We start from the raw sequence: 17,196 nt of genomic DNA, 5'->3' as shown, positions 1-17,196 counted from the left end.
GGGGAGGGGGGCTCCTTGTTTCCGTTACAGGCGAGGGCCCCCACGGAGAAAGCTCCGATGAGGCACAGGCTGCGCAGCGTGGACATGGGGGTCGACTCCTCTGGGGGTTGAGCGAGCCAAGGAACGTTCGGGAGGGCGAGCGGTATTCTGCTGGCCTGTGCCGTACGGCCCCTCGTGAAGCAGGCGGCCTGTCATCCTTCCCGCGCGTGATGCACTGGTGAAGGAGCGCCGTGGCTCGGTGCTCATTCGCTACCACGAACCCGATGCGAAATGGAAAGGGACCACCGGCTGCTCTCCTGCCGAAGCGCGAGTGCTCGTGGGGACTGTCGTGGAGCGACGGAGCCGGCGTCCTCGCGAGAGTGTCAGCTGGCACGCAGTGGTGAGGGCCTGGAGGGCAAGACGGGAGCCGAGGCCCGCGTGCCTACAGTGCGCTCCCTCGCACGGCGGCAGTCACGTGGACATCGTGCGACCTGACCCGACTGGAGGAACGCCCATGGCCCTGCAGAATGACTACAAGGACGTGCTCGACGTGGCGAAGACGATTGGCGCGAAGGTCGAGTCCCGCGAGGAGAATGGAAAGCTCATCCTCAAGGGCTCGGTGGACTACGCGTGGGACCGCGACCGCATCTGGGACCAGATCAAGGCGAAGCACACGCAGTGGCAGCAGGAAGTCATGGTGAACCTCACCGTGACGCACGCGGAGCCGTATGGGGTCTACACGGTGAAGTCCGGCGACACGCTGGGCAAGCTGGCCAAGGACATCTACGGCGACGTGAAGCTGTACCCGAAGATTTTCGAGGCCAACAAGGACCAGCTCAAGGACCCGGACCACATCAAGGTGGGCCAGGTGCTCAAGCTGCCGCCCAAGTCCATCGCCCAGGCTTGAGCGCTCCGTCGTGTCGGGGGAGCCTCGGGGCTCCTTCGATGCACGGGGTGCTCACGCGTGAGCGGTTCGTCGTGTCGAGGCCGACTCATGCACGCTCCCGCGCGAGCCCGTGGAGCAGGCGCGGGGCTTCGTATGCCTCCGTGCGGGCGACCTCTGGCGCGAGGTACGCTGGCTCGTGAGTCGCGGCCCGCTGCTCTCCGGTTCTTCGAAGAGGGGCGTGCGAGTCCGGCTCAGGGAAGCAGCCCCGGGATGCTGCCCCCGGGCCTGGGACCGATGTGGAACCGGATGCTGCCCGGCGCCAGTGTGCATGCGGGCGGATGGGGCGCGTGGAAGGCACCGTGCCGGGGCGGTGTGCACAGTCCCAGCAGCTGCATCGTGGAGTACGGCGACGAGGGCTGCTCGAGATAGGTCTCCACCGTGTTTCGTGGCGGTGGTGGTTCCTCGTCGGTCGTCGCTGGCTCGTCGAGCACGGCGAGAGCGTCCTCCGGCAGTGGACTCGTGTCCGGAACGAAGGAGATGCCCTCGGGAATGGGCTCCTCGCGGTCCGGTCGCCCGATGATGTTCTCGATGCGCTCGGTGCCCTCGTCCTTCACGGCGCGAGGCGCGGTGGCACACGCGCCCAGGAGCGACGCCGCCAGGAGCGTGGAAAGCACTCGGCGCGGATGGAACGGAGACGGAAGGGGCATGGGCGTCAGGGGCCTTGGCGACATTCGGCCGGATGCCGGACATGTTCCCTCGGGAAGAGGGGTCCGGGGAAGAGGCGCAGGTCCTCGCCGCCGGGGAAGTCGGTCTTGGGACATCACTCGGACTCCTGAGGACTCTCGTCACAGGCTTCGTCCGAAGCGCACGCAGCGCAACGTCGCGAGCCAACGCCTTCCTCCATCCTGGGGGTGGGGCGGTGGAGTCGTGAGAGCGCCTCTCCACGAGAGAGAGGATGAGGCCTCGTCAGGATGCCCGCCCTTCGTGAAGCGGCCTTCCGTGGTCCTCGGCCCGCGCCATTCCTAGCTTGCCCGGGAGTGGAGCGCGGAGGTCGTCGACCATGCTGTGTCAGAACTGCCGGACCCGTCCAGCCGCGGTCATGCTCAAGAAGCGGATGAACGGGCAGGAAGCCATCCTCAACTTCTGCAACCACTGCGCGAGCGCGATGGGCGTGGGGCTGGGGGACGCCAAGGGGTTCGGCAGCCTGGAGAGCCTCGTCGAGCAGATGATGGGCCCTCGCCCTCGGGGCCGGGAGAATCTGCTGACGCAGCTGTCGGAGATGGCGCAGCAGGTGCTGGAGCGCTCGGCGCGGATGACGCTCGACTCGGGCTACGAGCGGATGCGCATCGAGCACCTGTTGCTGTCCTTGCTCCACTCCGTTCCGGAGCTGCGCGAGTCGCTGAAGCACGCAGGCGCGCCCGTGGACGAGTTCGAGGCGCGCCTGGACGCGGTGATGCCCCGCCGCGAGCCGCGCAAGGCCCAGGGGGTGACGCTGTCCTCGGGCGTCAAGCGCGTGCTCCAGATTGCCCGCCTCCAGGCGCTCCAGATGGGGCATAGCTTCATTGGACCGGAGCACCTGCTGCTCGGCATCCTGATGGAGGCGGAGAGCTACGCGGCGCAGTTCCTCTCGGGCGTCGACGTCAATGAGCTGCGCAAGCGCCTGGTCGCCTCGGTGGGGGGGCCCGCGGCGCCCTCGGCGGGAGTCGGTGGGCGGCAGGGAAGCGGAGGGCTTCCGCCGAACCTGACACGCTTCACCAGGGACTTGTCGGTGCTGGCGCGCGCGGGAGAGTTGGACCCGGTCGTCGGGCGCGAGAAGGAAATCAGTCGCGTCATTCGCATCCTGAGTCGCAAGACGAAGAACAATCCGGTGCTCATCGGTGAGCCGGGCGTGGGCAAGACGGCCATCGCGGAGGGGCTGGCCCAGCGCATCGTCGCGGGAGAGGTCCCCGAGGTGCTCAAGGACAAACGCGTGCTGTCGCTGGACCTGGGGAGTGTCCTGGGCGGCACGAAGTTCCGGGGCGAGTTCGAGGAGCGCTTCAAGGGACTGATGGACGAGATTCGCGCCCTCAAGGGGCAGATCATCCTCTTCATCGACGAGGTGCACACGGTGGTGGGCGCCGGCGGTGCCGAGGGCGCGGTGGATGCGTCCAACCTGCTCAAGCCGGCGCTGGCTCGCGGAGAGCTGCAGTGCCTGGGGGCCACGACGCTGGATGAGTATCGGAAGAACATCGAGAAGGACGCCGCCCTGGAGCGCCGCTTCCAGCCCGTCATGGTGGCCGAGCCCACGCCGGAGCAGGCCATCGAAATCCTGCGAGGACTGCGCGATGCGTACGAGGCGCATCACCGCGTGAAGATTCTCGACACGTCGCTCACCGCGTCCGTCGAGCTGTCCGACAAGTACGTCAATGACCGGTTCCTGCCAGACAAGGCCATCGACCTGCTCGACGAGGCCTCGGCCATGGTGCGGCTGGGCGCACGCACCGCGCCGGACCGGCTGGGTGAGGTGGAGGCGATGCTCGCGCAGAAGGAGAAGGACAAGAGCGCGGCGGTGGCGGGGGAGCGCTACGAAGAGGCGAGCCGACTCAAGGGCGAACTCGACACGCTGCGCACGGAGCTGGAAGGCCTGCGCACGCAGTGGCAGCTCAAGCGAGGTGTCACCGAACCCGCCGTGACGCCGGAGGACATCGCCACGGTGGTGAGCGAGTGGACGGGCATCCCCGCGCGGAAGCTGCAACAGGAAGAGGGACAGCGACTGTTGGAGATGGAGGAGGCGCTGAAGCAGCGCGTGGTGGGACAGGAGGACGCGCTGCGCGCCATCTCCGAGGCGGTGCGCCGGGCTCGCGCGGGCTTGAAGGACCCGAATCGTCCCATCGGCTCGTTCCTGTTCCTGGGGCCCACGGGCGTGGGCAAGACGGAGACGGCGCGCGCGCTGGCCGAGTATCTGTTCAACGACGAGGCCGCGATGATTCGCCTGGACATGTCCGAGTTCCAGGAGCGCCACACGGCGAGCCGGCTCATCGGCGCGCCCCCGGGTTACGTGGGCTACGAGGATGCGGGGCGACTCACGGAAGCCGTGCGTCGCAGGCCGTACTCGGTGTTGCTCTTCGACGAGGTGGAGAAGGCGCACCCGGACGTGTTCAACCTGTTGCTGCAGATTCTCGACGACGGGCGGCTCACGGACTCACGCGGCCGCACCGTGGACTTCAAGAACGTGGTCATCATCATGACGTCCAACCTGGGCTCGGAGGCGATGGGGGCCGCGAGGGCGGCGCTCGGCTTCCAGAGCTCGGGGGACGAGGAGCGGACGGTCAGGGAGCGGGCCAGCGAGGCGGTGATGAACGCGCTGCGCGGGCACTTCCGGCCGGAGTTCATCAACCGCATCGACGAAATCATCGTCTTCCATCCGCTCAACCCCGAGCAGCTCCGACGCATCGTCGACACGATGCTGGAGGCCACGCGCCGCAAGCTGCACGGGCAGAACGTGGGCCTGGAGTTGACGGACGCGGCGCGCGACTCGCTGGCCGAGAGGGGGTTCGAGCCCCGCTATGGCGCACGCCCCCTTCGCCGCGTCATCCAGCGCGAGCTGGAGACGGAGCTCAGCCGGATGATGCTGCGCGGTGAGCTGAGCGAGGGCCAGCGCATCAGGGTCGACTTCCAGGACGGACACTTCGTCTTCAAGGCGGAACCGGGGGCGCCCGCGGAGGCGGAGCCGAAGCCCCCTGAGACTCCTGTTCCACCCGCCACGTGAGTGCCTCGACGCGCGCGGTGGTGCTGCTCAGAGCGAGGCGCGGGTGTTGTCGAGAATCCACGCGAGATAGGGCGCGTGACCGTCGGCGATGTCGACGCGGAGCACCTCGGGCACCTGGTAGGGGTGCAGCGCGATGATGCGGGCCCGCAGGGTGTCGAAGAGCGCGGCTCTCGTCTTGAAGAGGATGAGCGCCTCCGCGTCGTCCTGCACCTTGCCCTCCCAGCGATAGATGGAGCGAAGGCCGGGGAGGATGTTGCCGCAGGCGGCGAGCTGTTCTTCCACGACGGTCCGCGCCAGCTCCGCGGCCTTGTCGGCGGAGGGCGCGGCGACGAGGACCAGGATGGCGTCAGTCATGGCGCCCGAGTCACCGCCCGGCGCTGCGCATGCCGCCGGTGGGGGGCTGGTGGAGCGTGTCCATTTCCTGCCGCGTGCGTCGGCGGTCAGGGGTGTCCTTGGGCAGCTCCACGAAGGTGCACATCTCGCAGAGGCGGCTGTAGATGCGCTCGCCCACGCGCTCGCGCAGCAGCTCCGCTTCCTTCACCACCGCCTTGGCGTCTTCCGTCGTCCGGTAGCCGGTGGGGCCCAGGGGGCGCTGCTTCTTCTCCGGCTCCAGCGAGTAGTTCGTCGCGAACAGCGTGGTGCGGCCCGCGTTGTAGCGGCGGGCGATGAGCTCATCCAGCGTCTCCATCTCGAACGGGCTGCCGCGTCCCTTGCCCAGTTCGTCGATGGCCAGCACCTCCACCTCCGACAGCGGCCCGATGATTTCTCCGCCGCTCTTGCCGTCCTGGAAGCCCCGCCGGATGGTGGCGTAGAGGAGCGAAATCTCCACGTAGCGCGCGCGCACTCCCATCTCGATGACGAGGTGGCCCAGCGTGGCCGCGAGCAGGTGCGTCTTCCCGGTGCCCACCGGGCCGCTCAGGATGAAGCCCTTGGACGTGGCGCCCTTCACGTACTGGTGGCCGAAGTGCATCGCCACCCCGCGGCCCCGGTCCTGGGCCTCGTTGAAGGCGCGGTAGTTGTCGAAGGACGCGTGCGCCACCACGCCGGGCAGCCGCACGTCGTTGAAGATGGTCACCCGCCGCATCCGCCGCGTGCAGGTGCAGGGCTCCATCACCTCGTAGCGCTTGGGCCCCACCTTCTGGCTGAAGACGCCCTCTCGCTCCACCAGCACATGGCCGCGCCCGCCGCAGATGGAGCAGTTCTCCGAGCATGCGCACACGCGCGCCTGCGCCTGGTCTCCGTGCCGTTCGATGACATACGTCCGGCCGGCACAGACGCGGCACCCCTCCCCAGTCGCCTTCGCTCCCACACCCGTCTCGCGCATCGCCATAGCAGAGCCCTTCCCCGCCTCCTCGCAAACTGAACGGGCGAGCAGTAGTTGTGTCGCCCCCTCAGACTTCCTTCACACCCAGTCGCCGTCGCACCGCGGCCACCACCCGGAAGCGCCGGGAGAGCCTTCGCGCGCGCACCGACATCACCTGCTGTTCAGAACCCACCGAAAGTGCGTCACGCCACACCTCGCGTCGCTGCAGGAAGGGGAGGGCTCTCAGGAGCGCCAGGAAACTCAGGGCTTCCTGCGCATCGAGCGCGGCGGGCTCCCCCGGAATGCTCGCCAGCACCGTGCCGCGCAGCCACGCCACCCGGGGCGCCAGGGCCTGTTCCCGCCCCGCGAGGTCCTCCAGCGCGTCGACGAGCCGGGCATGTCGGGTCTCCTCCCACGACAGCGCCTTCCGACGTCGCGAGGGAGCCTCCGGCGCCGGTGTCTCACCCGCGCCCGCCGTCAGCGAACGGTACTTCTTGATCTCCGCGTCGACCTGCCGCCGACACGCACGCAGGTTTCGCAGCACGGGCTCACCGGGGCGCGCATCCCACAGCGCCTTCTCCGCCGAGCGGGAGATGCCCCGCGCCACCACCTCGAACGGAACGCCTTCTCTGGCCCAGGATGTCAGAAGCTCCGAGTCCAATGCCGAGAGCATCAGCCCCGCGCCACGCACCGCGAGGAAGTAGTCCTGCACCAGCTCCTCGAAGCTGGCGCTTTCCGGCAACAGACTCATGATCCGACACCCACTCCAGGCAGGGCGACCGGGCAGCCGGCCGTCCGCTCCCCCATACCCGGTGGGTCCGACAAGGCAACCGTGTTGTCATCCTTTTCACAGCAGTTCTGGAAGTTTGCCGGCCTGCTTTCCACTTCTGGAGGGGCCAGCCAGTCAGGGTTGACCCTGCACTTGGAAACCGCGCATAGTGGTTCTCCCCGAATGGAAATTCCCGAAGATTCCCGGCCACTTGCCTGTTTGGTAGGCAACCGGGGACGCCGGTCCCCCCCGCTTAGGAAGACCATGCGCCGTTCGCTCCTCGTCTGCCTCGTCCTCCTGGCCTCGGCCTCCGCCGCTCAGGAGAAGAAAGCGCCGCGTGACGCCGACCTGGGCCAGAAGTCCGCCACCGCGGTGGACAAGTCCCTGGCTGGCGACATCACCCGCGAGAAGAAGAAGGAAGAAGTCGCCCCCGCGCTCCAGTACGACCAGTTCCGACTGGGCGTGGAGCTGCAGGTGGCCTCCAAGCGACGCGAGCAGATCGTCTCGCTGAAGAAGATCATCTCCCTGTCGCCGGATCCGAAGGAGGTCCCCAGCCTCCTGTTCCGCCTGGGAGAGTTCTACTGGGAGGAGTCGAAGTTCTATTTCTTCGAGGCCAACCGCAAGGACGACGACCTCATCAAGGCCATGAACCGCAACGACGCCGCGGGCCAGCAGCAGGCCAAGGCGGAGAAGGCGGAGTTCGTCGCGAAGCAGAAGGAGTACGGCAAGCTCGCCGTCGAGCAGTACACCCGGATTGTCCAGGAGTTCCCCAAGTTCGAGCGCACGGACGAGGTGCTCTTCTTCCTCGGTCAGTACCTGATGGAGGAGGGCCAGGACCGCAAGGCGCTGGTCGCCTTCAAGCGCCTGGTGGAGAAGCACCCGAAGTCCAAGTACATCCCGGACGCGTACCTCGCCTTCGGCGAGTACTACTTCAACAACTCCAAGGGAAAGCGCCCGGAGTTGGAGAAGGCGCTGGTGGCCTACAAGAAGGCCGCCGAGTTCCCGGAGAGCCAGGTGTACGCGTTCGCCCTCTACAAGCAGGGCTGGTGCCACTACAACCTGGGCGACTACACGGCGGCGAAGGACAAGTTCAAGACGGTGGTGCTGTACGGCGAACTGGCCGGCGCCAACGCGGTGGAGAAGGACGGCGGCAAGAGCGGCCGAGGCTCGCTGGTGCGTGAGGCCCGGACCGACTACGTGCGAGCGTACGCGCACGAGGGCGACGTGGCGCAGGCGCGCGCGGACTTCGGCAAGGTGGCCTCCAATCCGGAGGACCGCTTCACGATGCTCAAGCAGCTCGCCAACATGTACTACGGCGACGGCAAGGACCGCGAAGCGGCCATCACCTTCAACTCCCTCATCAAGGAAAAGCCGTTGTCGCCCGAGGCGCCCGGCTTCCAGGGGAAGATCGTCGACTGCATCCTTCGCATGGGCAACAAGGAGCGCACCGTGGCCCAGGTGCGCCGGCTCGTGAAGATCATGAAGGAGGTCGAAAGCTCCGGCGTCATCAAGGACGACAAGGACAAGAAGCTGCTCGCGGAGGCGAAGGAGCTGTCCGAGCGCACGCTCTCCAACCTCGCCGTCACCTGGCACAACGAGGGCCGCAAGACGCGCAACGAGGAGACGTTCCGCTACGCGGACGCCGTCTACAGCGACTACCTCACGCTCTTCCCGGAGAACCCCAAGGCGTACGACCTGCGCTTCTTCTGGGCGGAGTTGCTCAACGACAACCTGCAGAACTACGAGAAGGCCGCCGCCAACTACACGCTCGTCGTGCTCCAGGACGCCAAGGTGCTGGAGGCCAAGGACGACAAGGGCAAGCTGAAGCCGGGCAAGCCGGGCAAGTGGCTGCCGAACGCGTCCTACAACGCGGTGCTGGCCTACGACGAGGTCGTCAAGGCCGCCGAGGCGCGTGGCGAGGCGAAGAGCGAATCGGTGGGCACGGACCTGTCGAAGAAGGCCGCCATCCCCACGCTGAAGAAGGCGCTGTTGGATGCGTGCGAGCGCTACCTCAAGTACGTGCCCAAGGGTGACAAGCGGGTGGAGATCGCCTTCAAGGCGGCGAACATCTACTACCGCCACAACCACTTCGACGAGGCGGTGCTGCGCTTCAGCGAAATCGCGCTCGGCTACCCCGAGTACAAGTTCGAGAACGGCGACCGCGCGGCGGAGATCAGCGCCAACCTCATCCTCGACTCGTACAACCTGCTCCAGGACTTCGCGAAGGTGAACGAGTGGGCGCGGCGCTTCTACGCCAACGACAAGCTGGCCACGGGCAAGTTCCGCGACGACCTGGCCAAGCTGATTGAGCAGTCGTCGTTCAAGCTGGTCAGCCAGTTGGAGGAGAAGAAGGAGTTCTCCAAGGCGGCCGAGGCGTACCTCAACTTCGTGCACGACTTCCCGCAGACGGAGATCGCCGACCTGGCGCTCTACAACGCGTCCGTCGACTACTACAAAGCGAAGATGCTGGATAAGACGATTGAAGTGCGGGCCCGGCTCTTCGCCCAGTATCCGCGCTCCAAGTACGTGCCGGACTCCATCTACGCCAACGCGGAAGCGCTGGAGGCCATTGGCGACTTCGAGCAGGCCGCGACGACCTACGAGCTGTACGTGAAGGGCTACGAGCGCAGCGTGTCGGAGAAGGGTGGCGGCAAGGCGCGCCCGAGCAAGTCCAGCAAGTCCAACAGGAAGGGCGGCGACGACAAGCCGGCGGTGCCGCAGAAGTGGGACGAGGCCAAGGCGCAGGTGGCGCTGTTCAACGCGTCCACCTACCGCGAGGGCCTGGGCCAGACGAAGGCGGCGCTGCGCAACCGCGAGCGCTACCTGGAGCTGTGGCCGAAGGCGAAGGACGCCGATGACATCCGCCTGTCCATCATCGAGCTGACCGGCAAGAGCGGCGCGGCGATGCGGGCCATCAAGATGCTGGAAGAGTACGAGCGCGACAACATGCGCTCGGCCAGCAAGTTCCTCACCGCCGAGGGACGGATCATCGACCTGTACAAGAAGATGAACAAGTCGCGCGACGTGACGCGCATGTACAAGCGCGTGGGCGAGCACTTCGACCAGCTCCCCCGCCGCGTGCAGACCACACTGGAGAAGCCCGCGCTGGCCACCGCCGCGCAGGCGCAGTTCCTGGGCGTGGAGCTGGACTGGGCGGAATACAAGCGCCTGAAGCTGTACTGGGGCGCGCCGCCGTCGCCGGACCGCTTCCGCGCCAGCATCCAGGACAAGAGCCGCGCGCTGCAGGTGGTGGAGAAGAAGTACGTGCAGACGGTGTCCCTGGGTGCTCCGGAGCCGTCGCTCTGCGCGCTCAACCGCATTGGTCTGGCGTATGACCACTTCGCCCACAGCGTCATCAACGCGCCCATGCCGCGCGGCCTGGACGAAGAGGCCCAGCAGGCGCTGCGCGACGAGTTCACCAATCAGGCCCAGCCGCTCAAGGACAAGGCCACGGAGGCGTTCGCCGCCACGGTGGCGAAGAGCCGCGAGCTGGACGTGTTCAACGCCTGCGCCGCGGAGAGCTTGAAGCTGCTGCGCACCACCTACCAGCCGGACCGCTATCCGGAGATGCCGGAGGAGAAGGTCGCGCTGAAGAGCCGCCAGCAGATCATCGGTGGTGACGTGCTGGCCGGCATCCAGGACGTGCCGCCGCCGGCGCCCAAGGCCGTGGCGGAGCAGAAGAACCAGAAGGAGGCGCTGCAGGAGGACCTCACGGACCTCACCGCGCAGCTGCGCTCGCAGACAGAGACCCAGGTGGACACGAAGGCCACCGCCTCCACCCCGGACGGCACCAAGCCCGCCAAGGCGGCTGGGGCCGACGAGGAGCCGGAGGACTTCCTCTAATGAACCGGACGACCCGTACCATGCGCCTGTTCCCCCTCCTGGCGGCCGCGTCGCTCATCGCCGCCGGCTGCACCGCGTCCAAGGCCACTTCTCCCGCGCCCGTGGCGAAGAACCCCACGGCGCAGCCGAAGGACGCTCCGCCTCCGCCCATCTCCAACACGGCCAAGGCGCGCTTCGAGGACGCGGTGAAGTCCTTCGACACGCAGAAGAAGGCCAAGGCGTTCGACTACCCGGCGCTGGAGCGCAAGTTCAAGTCGGCGCTGGAGTCCGACGCGAACCTCGCCGAGGCCGAGTACAACCTGGGCGTCATCGCCGAGCGTCAGGGCAACATCCCGGAAGCGAAGGCCCGCTACAAGGCGGCGCTCACCAAGAAGCCCTCGCTGCGCCAGGCGTCCGAGAACCTGGCCGTCATGGAGCAGAACGGCGGCAACGTGGCCGGCGCGGTGGCCCTCTATCAGGAGGTCCTCCAGCGCTATCCGGACGACGCGCAGTCCCGCGCGCGCCTGGCGGAGATCTACCGGCAGCAGAACGACCACGACAAGGCGATGGAGCTGGCCCGTGGCGCGCTGATGAGAGATCCGACGTCCACCACCGCGCTGAAGGTGATGATCCGCAGCTACCTGGACCGCAAGCAGCTTTCGATGGCGAAGCTGGTGGCGCTGCGCGGCGTGAAGCTGGACGGCGCGGACCCGGAGCTGCACCACTCGGTGGGCCTCATCCAACTGCGCGAGGGTGATGCCGATGACGCTCGGCTGTCCTTCAAGAAGGCGCTGGAGGCGCGCGAGGACTATGTCCCGTCGCACGTCGCGCTGGCGCAGCTGTCGCTGGACGCGGAGGACTATCCCGGCGCGGAGGAGCACCTGCGCCGCATCCTCCAGGCGGACGGGAAGAACGCCACCGCGCACCTGAACCTGGGCCTCTCCTACAAGGGCCAGGGTCAGTACGACAAGGCGATGCAGGAGTATGACGAAGCGGAGAAGCTGGACCCGGAGCTGGCGGCCGTCCACCTCAACCGCGCCATCCTCCTCCACAAGGTGAAGGACGCCCCCGAGCGCGCCGTGGAGCTCTACAAGCGGTACATCGCCACGGCGGGCGGAGAGGTGGCCCTGTCCGGCGAGGCCCCCGTCTTCGGGCTGCTGCGTGAGGCGGAGGCCATCGTCAGCGCCAAGCGCGAGGCCGTCGCGGCCGAAGAGCAGGCGAAGAAGATGGAGGACCTCCAGAAGAAGCAGCAGGCCCAGATGCAGGCCGCGGAGAAGAAGCAGGCGCCCCAGGCCCCCGCGCCCAATGGCGCCGCGGTGGCTCCGGCCACGGGCACGGGTACTTCCGCCCAGGCCACTCCGGCGGGGGGCTCTTCGCCCCAGCCGCCGGCGGCCCCTCCTCAGTCCCCCGCAGCGGGGGCTCAGGAGAAGAAGAATGCAGGCACGACGGATCCTTCCGAGCCGGGTGAGCCTGAAGACGACCTGCTGTGAAAGTTGGGATGTCCCCGGGTGCCTTCGCTGTGGCGAGCCCCGGGGGGATGATGCGAACCTTCGCTGTCCGTTGTCTGGACATGCGGCGTCGAACGGGCCCGGCGGGGCCCTTGTGGGAGGCAGTGATGCGGAAGGCTCTGATGTTGTGCGCGGTGCTCGCGGTGGCTCCGGCCTTCGCCCAGGATGATGCGGCCAAGCCGGCAGGTGGGGGCGCGGAGGGTAATGTGCGCTACTCCAAGACGACGAACATCGACTTCGAGGACGACACCATCGAAGGCGACCTCACCAAGCCGGACGGCGAGTACATCGAGGCGCGCGAGACGGTGAAGCACTCGAACCTCATCCGCATCCGCGAGGACTTCGAGGACAAGGTGATGCAGTCCGTGGGCGAGCTGTAACAAGCGTCGGTGCGTCGGCGGGAACCTTCCGGCGCGAGCGTTGTCCATAGCGAGCATCCACCTTCCGCAGGAGCCCTCATGGCCGTTCCCCTGACACTCAAGGTCTTCAAGGGCGACACCCTGGTCGCCACCAAGGACTACGAGCGCGACATCATCAAGATTGGCCGGCTGTCCTCGGCGCACCTGTGCCTGGAGGACGAGAAGGTCAGCCGCATCCACTCCGTCATCGAGGTCGCCGGCGACGGCTCCATGTCCATCATCGACATGGGCAGCGTCGAGGGGACGTACGTCAACAACAAGCGGGTCAACAAGGGCCTGCTGTCGTTCGGCGACGAGATTCGGGTGGGCGCCACCACCATCCGGCTGGAGAACCCCTCCGCCATCGCGGCCGCCAACCTGGCCGTGGCCGCGGCGAGCACGGATACCACCACGGAGAAGAACCCCGTGCTGGGCTCCACCACCGCCGCCACGGGGCTGGCGCAGGCCGCCGCCGCCGAGGCCGCCGAGTCGTCCCTTCCCACCCCCATCGCCGCCGCGAGCGCGGGTGCGCTGGACGCCTCCGTCGCCCCCACGCAGAAGAGCCCCATCCTCGCCGCCGAGGAGCCCGCGCCGGCTCCCCGCGCGACGCAGGCCCCGGTCGACGACGCCGCGCCCCGCGTGCGCACGGTGCGCCGCTCCAAGTCGAGCGGTCCGCAGGGTGTGTCGCTGCGTTTCTGCTGGGGTGACCAGCGGGTGGGCGAGTTCTTCGTCGCCCCGGGTATCAAGCGCTTCGTGACGGTGGGCAGCGCCGCGGGCGTCGACTTCGTCATGGGTGACGCCAAGTTCGGCGCTCCCCGCTTCGACGTGCTGCGCACGGACGGTCAGTCGTTCGTCGTGCGCTTCACGGGGAAGATGAAGGGCGAATTGGTCCGCAAGGGCGAGACGCAGGAGCTCAAGGCGGTCATCGAGTCCGGCAAGGCCTCGCACGAGGGTGACGCGTACACGCTCACGCTCGACGCGGAGGACTTCTTCTGGGTGGACCTGGGCGGCGTGACGATGGAGGCGAGCTTCCAGTCCGTCCCCAAGCGCGTCGTGGCGCCGCTGGGCGAGTCGCTGGACTACACCGCGCTCAACATCTTCCTGGTGATGTTCTTCGCGGCCACCGCGTTCGTCATCACCGCGATGAACCGCACGGGCGAGGGTGACGAGTACGCGGACGAGTTGTCCGGCAACCAGGCGCGCATCGCCAAGTTCCTCATCAAGCCGCCCGAGGCGCAGAAGAACAAGTTCCTCGAGCGCCTCAATCAGCAGAAGGAAGCGAAGAAGAGCGGCGAGATGGCGGCCAAGAGCCGCGGTGACGAAGGTCAGATGGGCAAGAAGGACGCGCCCAAGACCAACAACCGCACCGCGCCCAAGGGCGACCCGAACAAGAAGGACGAGGCGCGCGCGCTGACCGCCAAGATTTTCGGCGGCGGCAAGGGCGGCATCTCCACCGTGTTCGGCAGCAAGGGCCTGGGCGGCGACCTGAAGAGCGCCATGGGCAACATGTTCGGCGCCAAGGCGGGCAACTCGGGTGGCTTCGGCGGCCTGGGCCTGCGTGGCTCCGGCGGTGGTGGCGGCGGCACCGGTGACACCGTCGGCATCGGCGGTATCGGCACCAAGGGTCGTGGCGGCGGCACCGGCAGCTACGGCACGGGCGTGGGCGTGCTGGGTGGCAAGTCCAGCGTGGACGTGGGCATCACCTCGTCCGACCCGGAGGTCATGGGCTCGCTGGACAAGGAGCTCATCCGCAAGGTCATCCACATGAACCGCGGGCAGATTCGCTACTGCTACGAAAGCCTCCTCAACCGGTTCCCGAAGCTGGGCGGCAAGGTGGCCGTGAAGTTCGTGATTACCGCCACTGGCTCCGTGGCGTCGTCCTCGGTGGCCCAGTCCACCGCGGGCAACGCGGAGCTGGAGACGTGCGTGGCCGGTCGCGTGCGCACCTGGAAGTTCCCCGAGCCCAAGGGCGGTGGCGTGGTGGTCGTCACCTATCCGTTCATCTTCAAGCAGTCCGGCGATTAGCGCCGGCCTTCCTCCGCTTCACGGGCGGCCCTTCCCCGGGGTCGCCCGCGCAGTCACCCCGGCTCCCGTCCCCCGTGGGAGCCACGTCAACCTCAGGACCGCATGAAAGCCCTCGCCTCCATTGCCCTGTGTGCCGTGTTCGTCCTCCCCGTGGCCGCGAGCGCTCAGCAACCACCCCCCACGGCGACGGGAGACAAGCCCGCCGTCACGTTCGATGAAATCGAGCGCGGCTTCTACTTCGCGCTGCTCGGCGGTCCGCTCTTCCTGACCAATCCGCCCGCGGCGGAGGGGACCCCCCGTCCGTTCTCCTCGGGCCCCATGGCCCAGGTGGAGTTCGGCGTGGACCTGGGCGAGCGGGTGTCCGTGGGCCTGTTCATCATGGGTTCCAGCATCCGCACGAGCGCCGAGTACATCGGCGAGTCCGGCGGCGCGGTGTCCGGTGACTTCTCCACCTTCGTCCCGGGCGCGGTGTTGCGCGCGCGCCTGGTGGGCCTGGCCGACAGCCAGGAAGTGAAGCGCACGTGGTTCTATGTCCGCGCAGGCGCGGGTTATGCGATGTTCTCGCCGAAGCGTCTCCTTCCGGATTCCGACATTCTTGTGTTTGCCGGGCCCGGAGTGGAGTACTACACACGGTTGCGCCACTTTTCCGTGGGGCTCGAGGTCACGGGGAACTACCTCGTTTCCGGAGGCTCGTTCGGGTTCGCGGTGGCGCCGAACATTCGCTACGCGTTCTAGTTCCAGCGGGAGAAAGACGTGCCTCAGGAGAATGGAAGCGGTGGGCCGCGCCAGGGTGGGCGTGGTCGTGACGGGGGTGCGCCGGGTCAGGGCCCGCGCCGTGACGGTCCTGGCGGTGGTTTTGGTGGCCGGGGCGGTCCGGGAGGCCCTGGTGGAAGGGGCGAGGGCAGAGGCCGCGACGGACGTGGTCGGGGTCGTGACGAAGGCCCCGTGGGCCCGGGTCAGCGTGTCATCTCCGAGCTGAGCGTCCTGGAGAAGGCCCTGTCCAAGACGGACTTCCTGGCCGAGAAGGGCCCGCTGCAGGCGATTGTGCGCTCGCTGCGGCCCATGCGGCTGAAGTCCCTGGAGGACCTGGACCTCAACACGCGAGGCCGACTCATCACCACGATGCTGCGCGTGCAGCGTCAGCCCAAGCCCGCGGCTCCGGATGCTTCGGCCCCCGCGGAGGCGAGTGCCCCGGTGGAGGCCACCGAGGCTCCGGCCGAGGCCGCCGCTCCGGCGGAAGGCGCGGAGGGTGCGGTCGCCGAGGGTGAGACGGGCGCGGCTCCGGCCGAGGCTGCTGCTCCGGCGGCGCCCGCGGTGGACCCCGCCAAGGAGAAGTTCGACGCGTGGACGGACGTGCTGTTCCTGGTGGGACAGGTCTGGCGCGCGGCGGGAGACCGGGAGCGCGCCGAGGTGGCCTTCGCCGCCAGCGGTCGTCAGCCCGGCCCCGAGGTCGAGGAGCCCACGGCGCCTGCGGCTCGGACGGAGGCACGTCCGGAGCGCGGTGAGCGTCGGGAGCGCCCGGAGCGAGGCGAGCGTCGGGAGCGCGGTGAGCGTCCCGAGCGTGGCGCGGCGGGTGAGCGTCGGGAGCGTCCCGAGCGTGGCGCTGCTGCGGGCGAGCGCCGGGAGCGTCCCGAGCGCGGCGCGGCCGGCGAGCGTCCGGAGCGCGGCGAGCGCCGTCCCATGCCGGAGCTGACGGGCGACTGGAAGGAGCAGGCCAAGCAGCTCGAGGGGATGGGTCGCACGCGTGACGCGGCCCGTCTGCACGAGCGGAACAATGGCTTCGCGGACGCCACCCGGCTGTTCGAGGCGGGCGGAGACCTCAAGAGCGCGCTGCGCACCGCGCTCGCGGGCAGCGACAACGATGCCGCGCGCCGACTGGTGGGCACGCTGCCCCCGGATCAGCTCGCTCCCACGCTGGAGAAGGCCGGTGCCTACGAGCTCCTGATGGAGCACTACGTTGGCAAGGGCGACTTCGAGAACGTGGCGCGCCTGTATGAGCGCGCGCGCCAGTTCGACCAGGCGGCGCTCGCGTACGAGCGTGCGGGGAAGCTGACCCTGGCGCGCAAGGCGTACGAGCGCTCGCGGGACATGGCCAGCGCCAACCGCATCCGTGGGCTCGAGGTGAAGAGCCTGGTGGAGCGTGGAGATCGTCTGGGCGCGGCCACGTTGCTCGTGGCGGCGGGCCAGCGTCGCGAGGCGGTGGAGGTGCTGGGCACCCTGCCTCCTCCCAAGGCGTTCCACTTCATGCAGCGGCTGAAGCTGGACGAAGAGGCGAAGGAGCTGGCTCAGCGCGAGCTGGCCCGGGCCGAGCAGGAGCAGAAGCCCGCGGGCCGTGCCCGGTGGCTGGAGCTGCTCGGCGACGTCGCGGCTTCCGCCGAGGCGTGGGAGGCCGCGGGGCGCAAGGACAAGGCGCTGCCGCTGCACGAGAAGCTCGGCAACCTGCCTCGCGCCGCCCAGCTCGCCGAAGAGCTGCAGCAGCGTGACAAGGCCGTGGCCCTCTACACCCAGCTCAACGACAGCGCGGGTGTGGAGCGTGCGAAGGCCCTGCCGGAGACGCCCGTGGCGCCCCCGGCTTCCGCCGAGTCGTCCGAAGGCGGTGCGGGGGGCGAGGACGGGGACGTTCCCTCCGACGCTTCCTCGGCCGAGTAGCAAGAAGGCCAATGATTCCCGCCCTTTGGCGGGTTTTACACGATTGCTCGGGGGCGCTCGCGGCCGGTAGAGTCCGGCGGCTGGCGCCCCCGCTGCGTTCCATTTTTAC

General features: G+C 68.2%; 12 protein-coding genes. 8 read left to right on the top strand and 4 right to left on the bottom strand.

Annotated elements, in window-relative coordinates; genetic code table 11:
• Positions 1-493: 493 nt before the first annotated feature.
• The gene (locus HR086_RS33140) at positions 494-886 is read left to right on the top strand and encodes a LysM peptidoglycan-binding domain-containing protein (RefSeq protein WP_141647503.1); all 393 of its coding nucleotides are present in this window, start codon (positions 494-496) and stop codon (positions 884-886) included.
• A gap of 230 nt (positions 887-1,116) precedes the next feature.
• Here the strand turns inward: HR086_RS33140 and HR086_RS33135 are convergent, their stop codons facing one another.
• Complete coding sequence (locus tag HR086_RS33135) at positions 1,117-1,572, bottom strand: hypothetical protein (protein WP_174467626.1); 456 nt, start codon at positions 1,570-1,572, stop codon at positions 1,117-1,119.
• Between the two features lie 353 nt (positions 1,573-1,925).
• Between HR086_RS33135 and HR086_RS33130 the strand changes: the two genes are divergently transcribed.
• Positions 1,926-4,613, top strand: coding sequence for an ATP-dependent Clp protease ATP-binding subunit (locus HR086_RS33130; protein WP_174467625.1), 2,688 nt, complete (start codon positions 1,926-1,928; stop codon positions 4,611-4,613).
• 27 nt (positions 4,614-4,640) lie between these two features.
• Here HR086_RS33130 and cutA read toward each other — a convergent pair whose 3' ends face one another.
• From cutA to HR086_RS33115, 3 genes are all read right to left on the bottom strand, one after another.
• Positions 4,641-4,967, bottom strand: coding sequence for a divalent-cation tolerance protein CutA (gene cutA, locus HR086_RS33125; protein WP_174467624.1), 327 nt, complete (start codon positions 4,965-4,967; stop codon positions 4,641-4,643).
• Positions 4,968-4,977: 10 nt separating this feature from the next.
• Entirely contained in the window at positions 4,978-5,943 is a 966-nt protein-coding gene (locus tag HR086_RS33120; RefSeq protein WP_174453613.1) for an ATP-binding protein, read from the bottom strand.
• Between the two features lie 61 nt (positions 5,944-6,004).
• Positions 6,005-6,667: a hypothetical protein gene (locus tag HR086_RS33115; RefSeq protein WP_141647498.1), complete on the bottom strand. Its 663-nt coding sequence runs from the start codon at positions 6,665-6,667 to the stop codon at positions 6,005-6,007.
• Positions 6,668-6,949: 282 nt separating this feature from the next.
• On the opposite strand from HR086_RS33115, the gene HR086_RS33110 reads away from it, so the two are divergent.
• The 6 genes from HR086_RS33110 (at position 6,950) to HR086_RS33085 (ending at position 17,087) form a co-directional block, all read left to right on the top strand.
• Positions 6,950-10,528, top strand: coding sequence for a tetratricopeptide repeat protein (locus HR086_RS33110; protein ID WP_174467623.1), 3,579 nt, complete (start codon positions 6,950-6,952; stop codon positions 10,526-10,528).
• On the top strand, positions 10,528-11,997 hold the full coding sequence (gene gltE, locus HR086_RS33105; RefSeq protein ID WP_174453615.1) for an adventurous gliding motility TPR repeat lipoprotein GltE: 1,470 nt from the start codon (positions 10,528-10,530) through the stop codon (positions 11,995-11,997). Before HR086_RS33110 ends, gltE begins: the two co-directional genes overlap by 1 nt.
• Before the next feature lie 125 nt (positions 11,998-12,122).
• Positions 12,123-12,395, top strand: a complete 273-nt coding sequence (gene cglF, locus HR086_RS33100) for an adventurous gliding motility protein CglF (RefSeq protein ID WP_141647495.1) — start codon at positions 12,123-12,125, stop codon at positions 12,393-12,395.
• Between the two features lie 78 nt (positions 12,396-12,473).
• Positions 12,474-14,438, top strand: coding sequence for an adventurous gliding motility protein GltG (gltG, locus tag HR086_RS33095; protein WP_174467622.1), 1,965 nt, complete (start codon positions 12,474-12,476; stop codon positions 14,436-14,438).
• Between the two features lie 102 nt (positions 14,439-14,540).
• Complete coding sequence (gene cglE, locus HR086_RS33090) at positions 14,541-15,173, top strand: adventurous gliding motility protein CglE (protein ID WP_141647493.1); 633 nt, start codon at positions 14,541-14,543, stop codon at positions 15,171-15,173.
• A 210-nt stretch (positions 15,174-15,383) separates the two neighbouring features.
• Positions 15,384-17,087 carry a DEAD/DEAH box helicase gene (locus tag HR086_RS33085; protein WP_174467621.1) on the top strand — a complete coding sequence of 568 codons (1,704 nt, stop codon included), beginning with the start codon at positions 15,384-15,386 and terminating at the stop codon, positions 17,085-17,087.
• The last annotated feature ends 109 nt before the right edge of the window (positions 17,088-17,196 follow it).

Origin of the sequence: Myxococcus sp. CA039A (genome assembly GCF_013336645.1) — a bacterium.
Taxonomy (GTDB): domain Bacteria; phylum Myxococcota; class Myxococcia; order Myxococcales; family Myxococcaceae; genus Myxococcus; species Myxococcus llanfairpwllgwyngyllgogerychwyrndrobwllllantysiliogogogochensis.
The sequence above is the reverse complement of the archived record's forward strand: the minus strand, read 5'-3'. Positions and strand labels throughout refer to the sequence as shown.

Coding starts and splice junctions, on each gene's coding strand:
- cutA (WP_174467624.1), bottom strand. CDS start 4,967: ATGACTGACGCCATCCTGGTCCTCGTCGCCGCGCCCTCCGCCGACAAG.
- cglF (WP_141647495.1), top strand. CDS start 12,123: ATGCGGAAGGCTCTGATGTTGTGCGCGGTGCTCGCGGTGGCTCCGGCC.
- gltE (WP_174453615.1), top strand. CDS start 10,528: ATGAACCGGACGACCCGTACCATGCGCCTGTTCCCCCTCCTGGCGGCC.
- HR086_RS33130 (WP_174467625.1), top strand. CDS start 1,926: ATGCTGTGTCAGAACTGCCGGACCCGTCCAGCCGCGGTCATGCTCAAG.
- HR086_RS33135 (WP_174467626.1), bottom strand. CDS start 1,572: ATGCCCCTTCCGTCTCCGTTCCATCCGCGCCGAGTGCTTTCCACGCTC.
- gltG (WP_174467622.1), top strand. CDS start 12,474: ATGGCCGTTCCCCTGACACTCAAGGTCTTCAAGGGCGACACCCTGGTC.
- HR086_RS33110 (WP_174467623.1), top strand. CDS start 6,950: ATGCGCCGTTCGCTCCTCGTCTGCCTCGTCCTCCTGGCCTCGGCCTCC.
- HR086_RS33140 (WP_141647503.1), top strand. CDS start 494: ATGGCCCTGCAGAATGACTACAAGGACGTGCTCGACGTGGCGAAGACG.
- HR086_RS33120 (WP_174453613.1), bottom strand. CDS start 5,943: ATGGCGATGCGCGAGACGGGTGTGGGAGCGAAGGCGACTGGGGAGGGG.
- HR086_RS33115 (WP_141647498.1), bottom strand. CDS start 6,667: ATGAGTCTGTTGCCGGAAAGCGCCAGCTTCGAGGAGCTGGTGCAGGAC.
- cglE (WP_141647493.1), top strand. CDS start 14,541: ATGAAAGCCCTCGCCTCCATTGCCCTGTGTGCCGTGTTCGTCCTCCCC.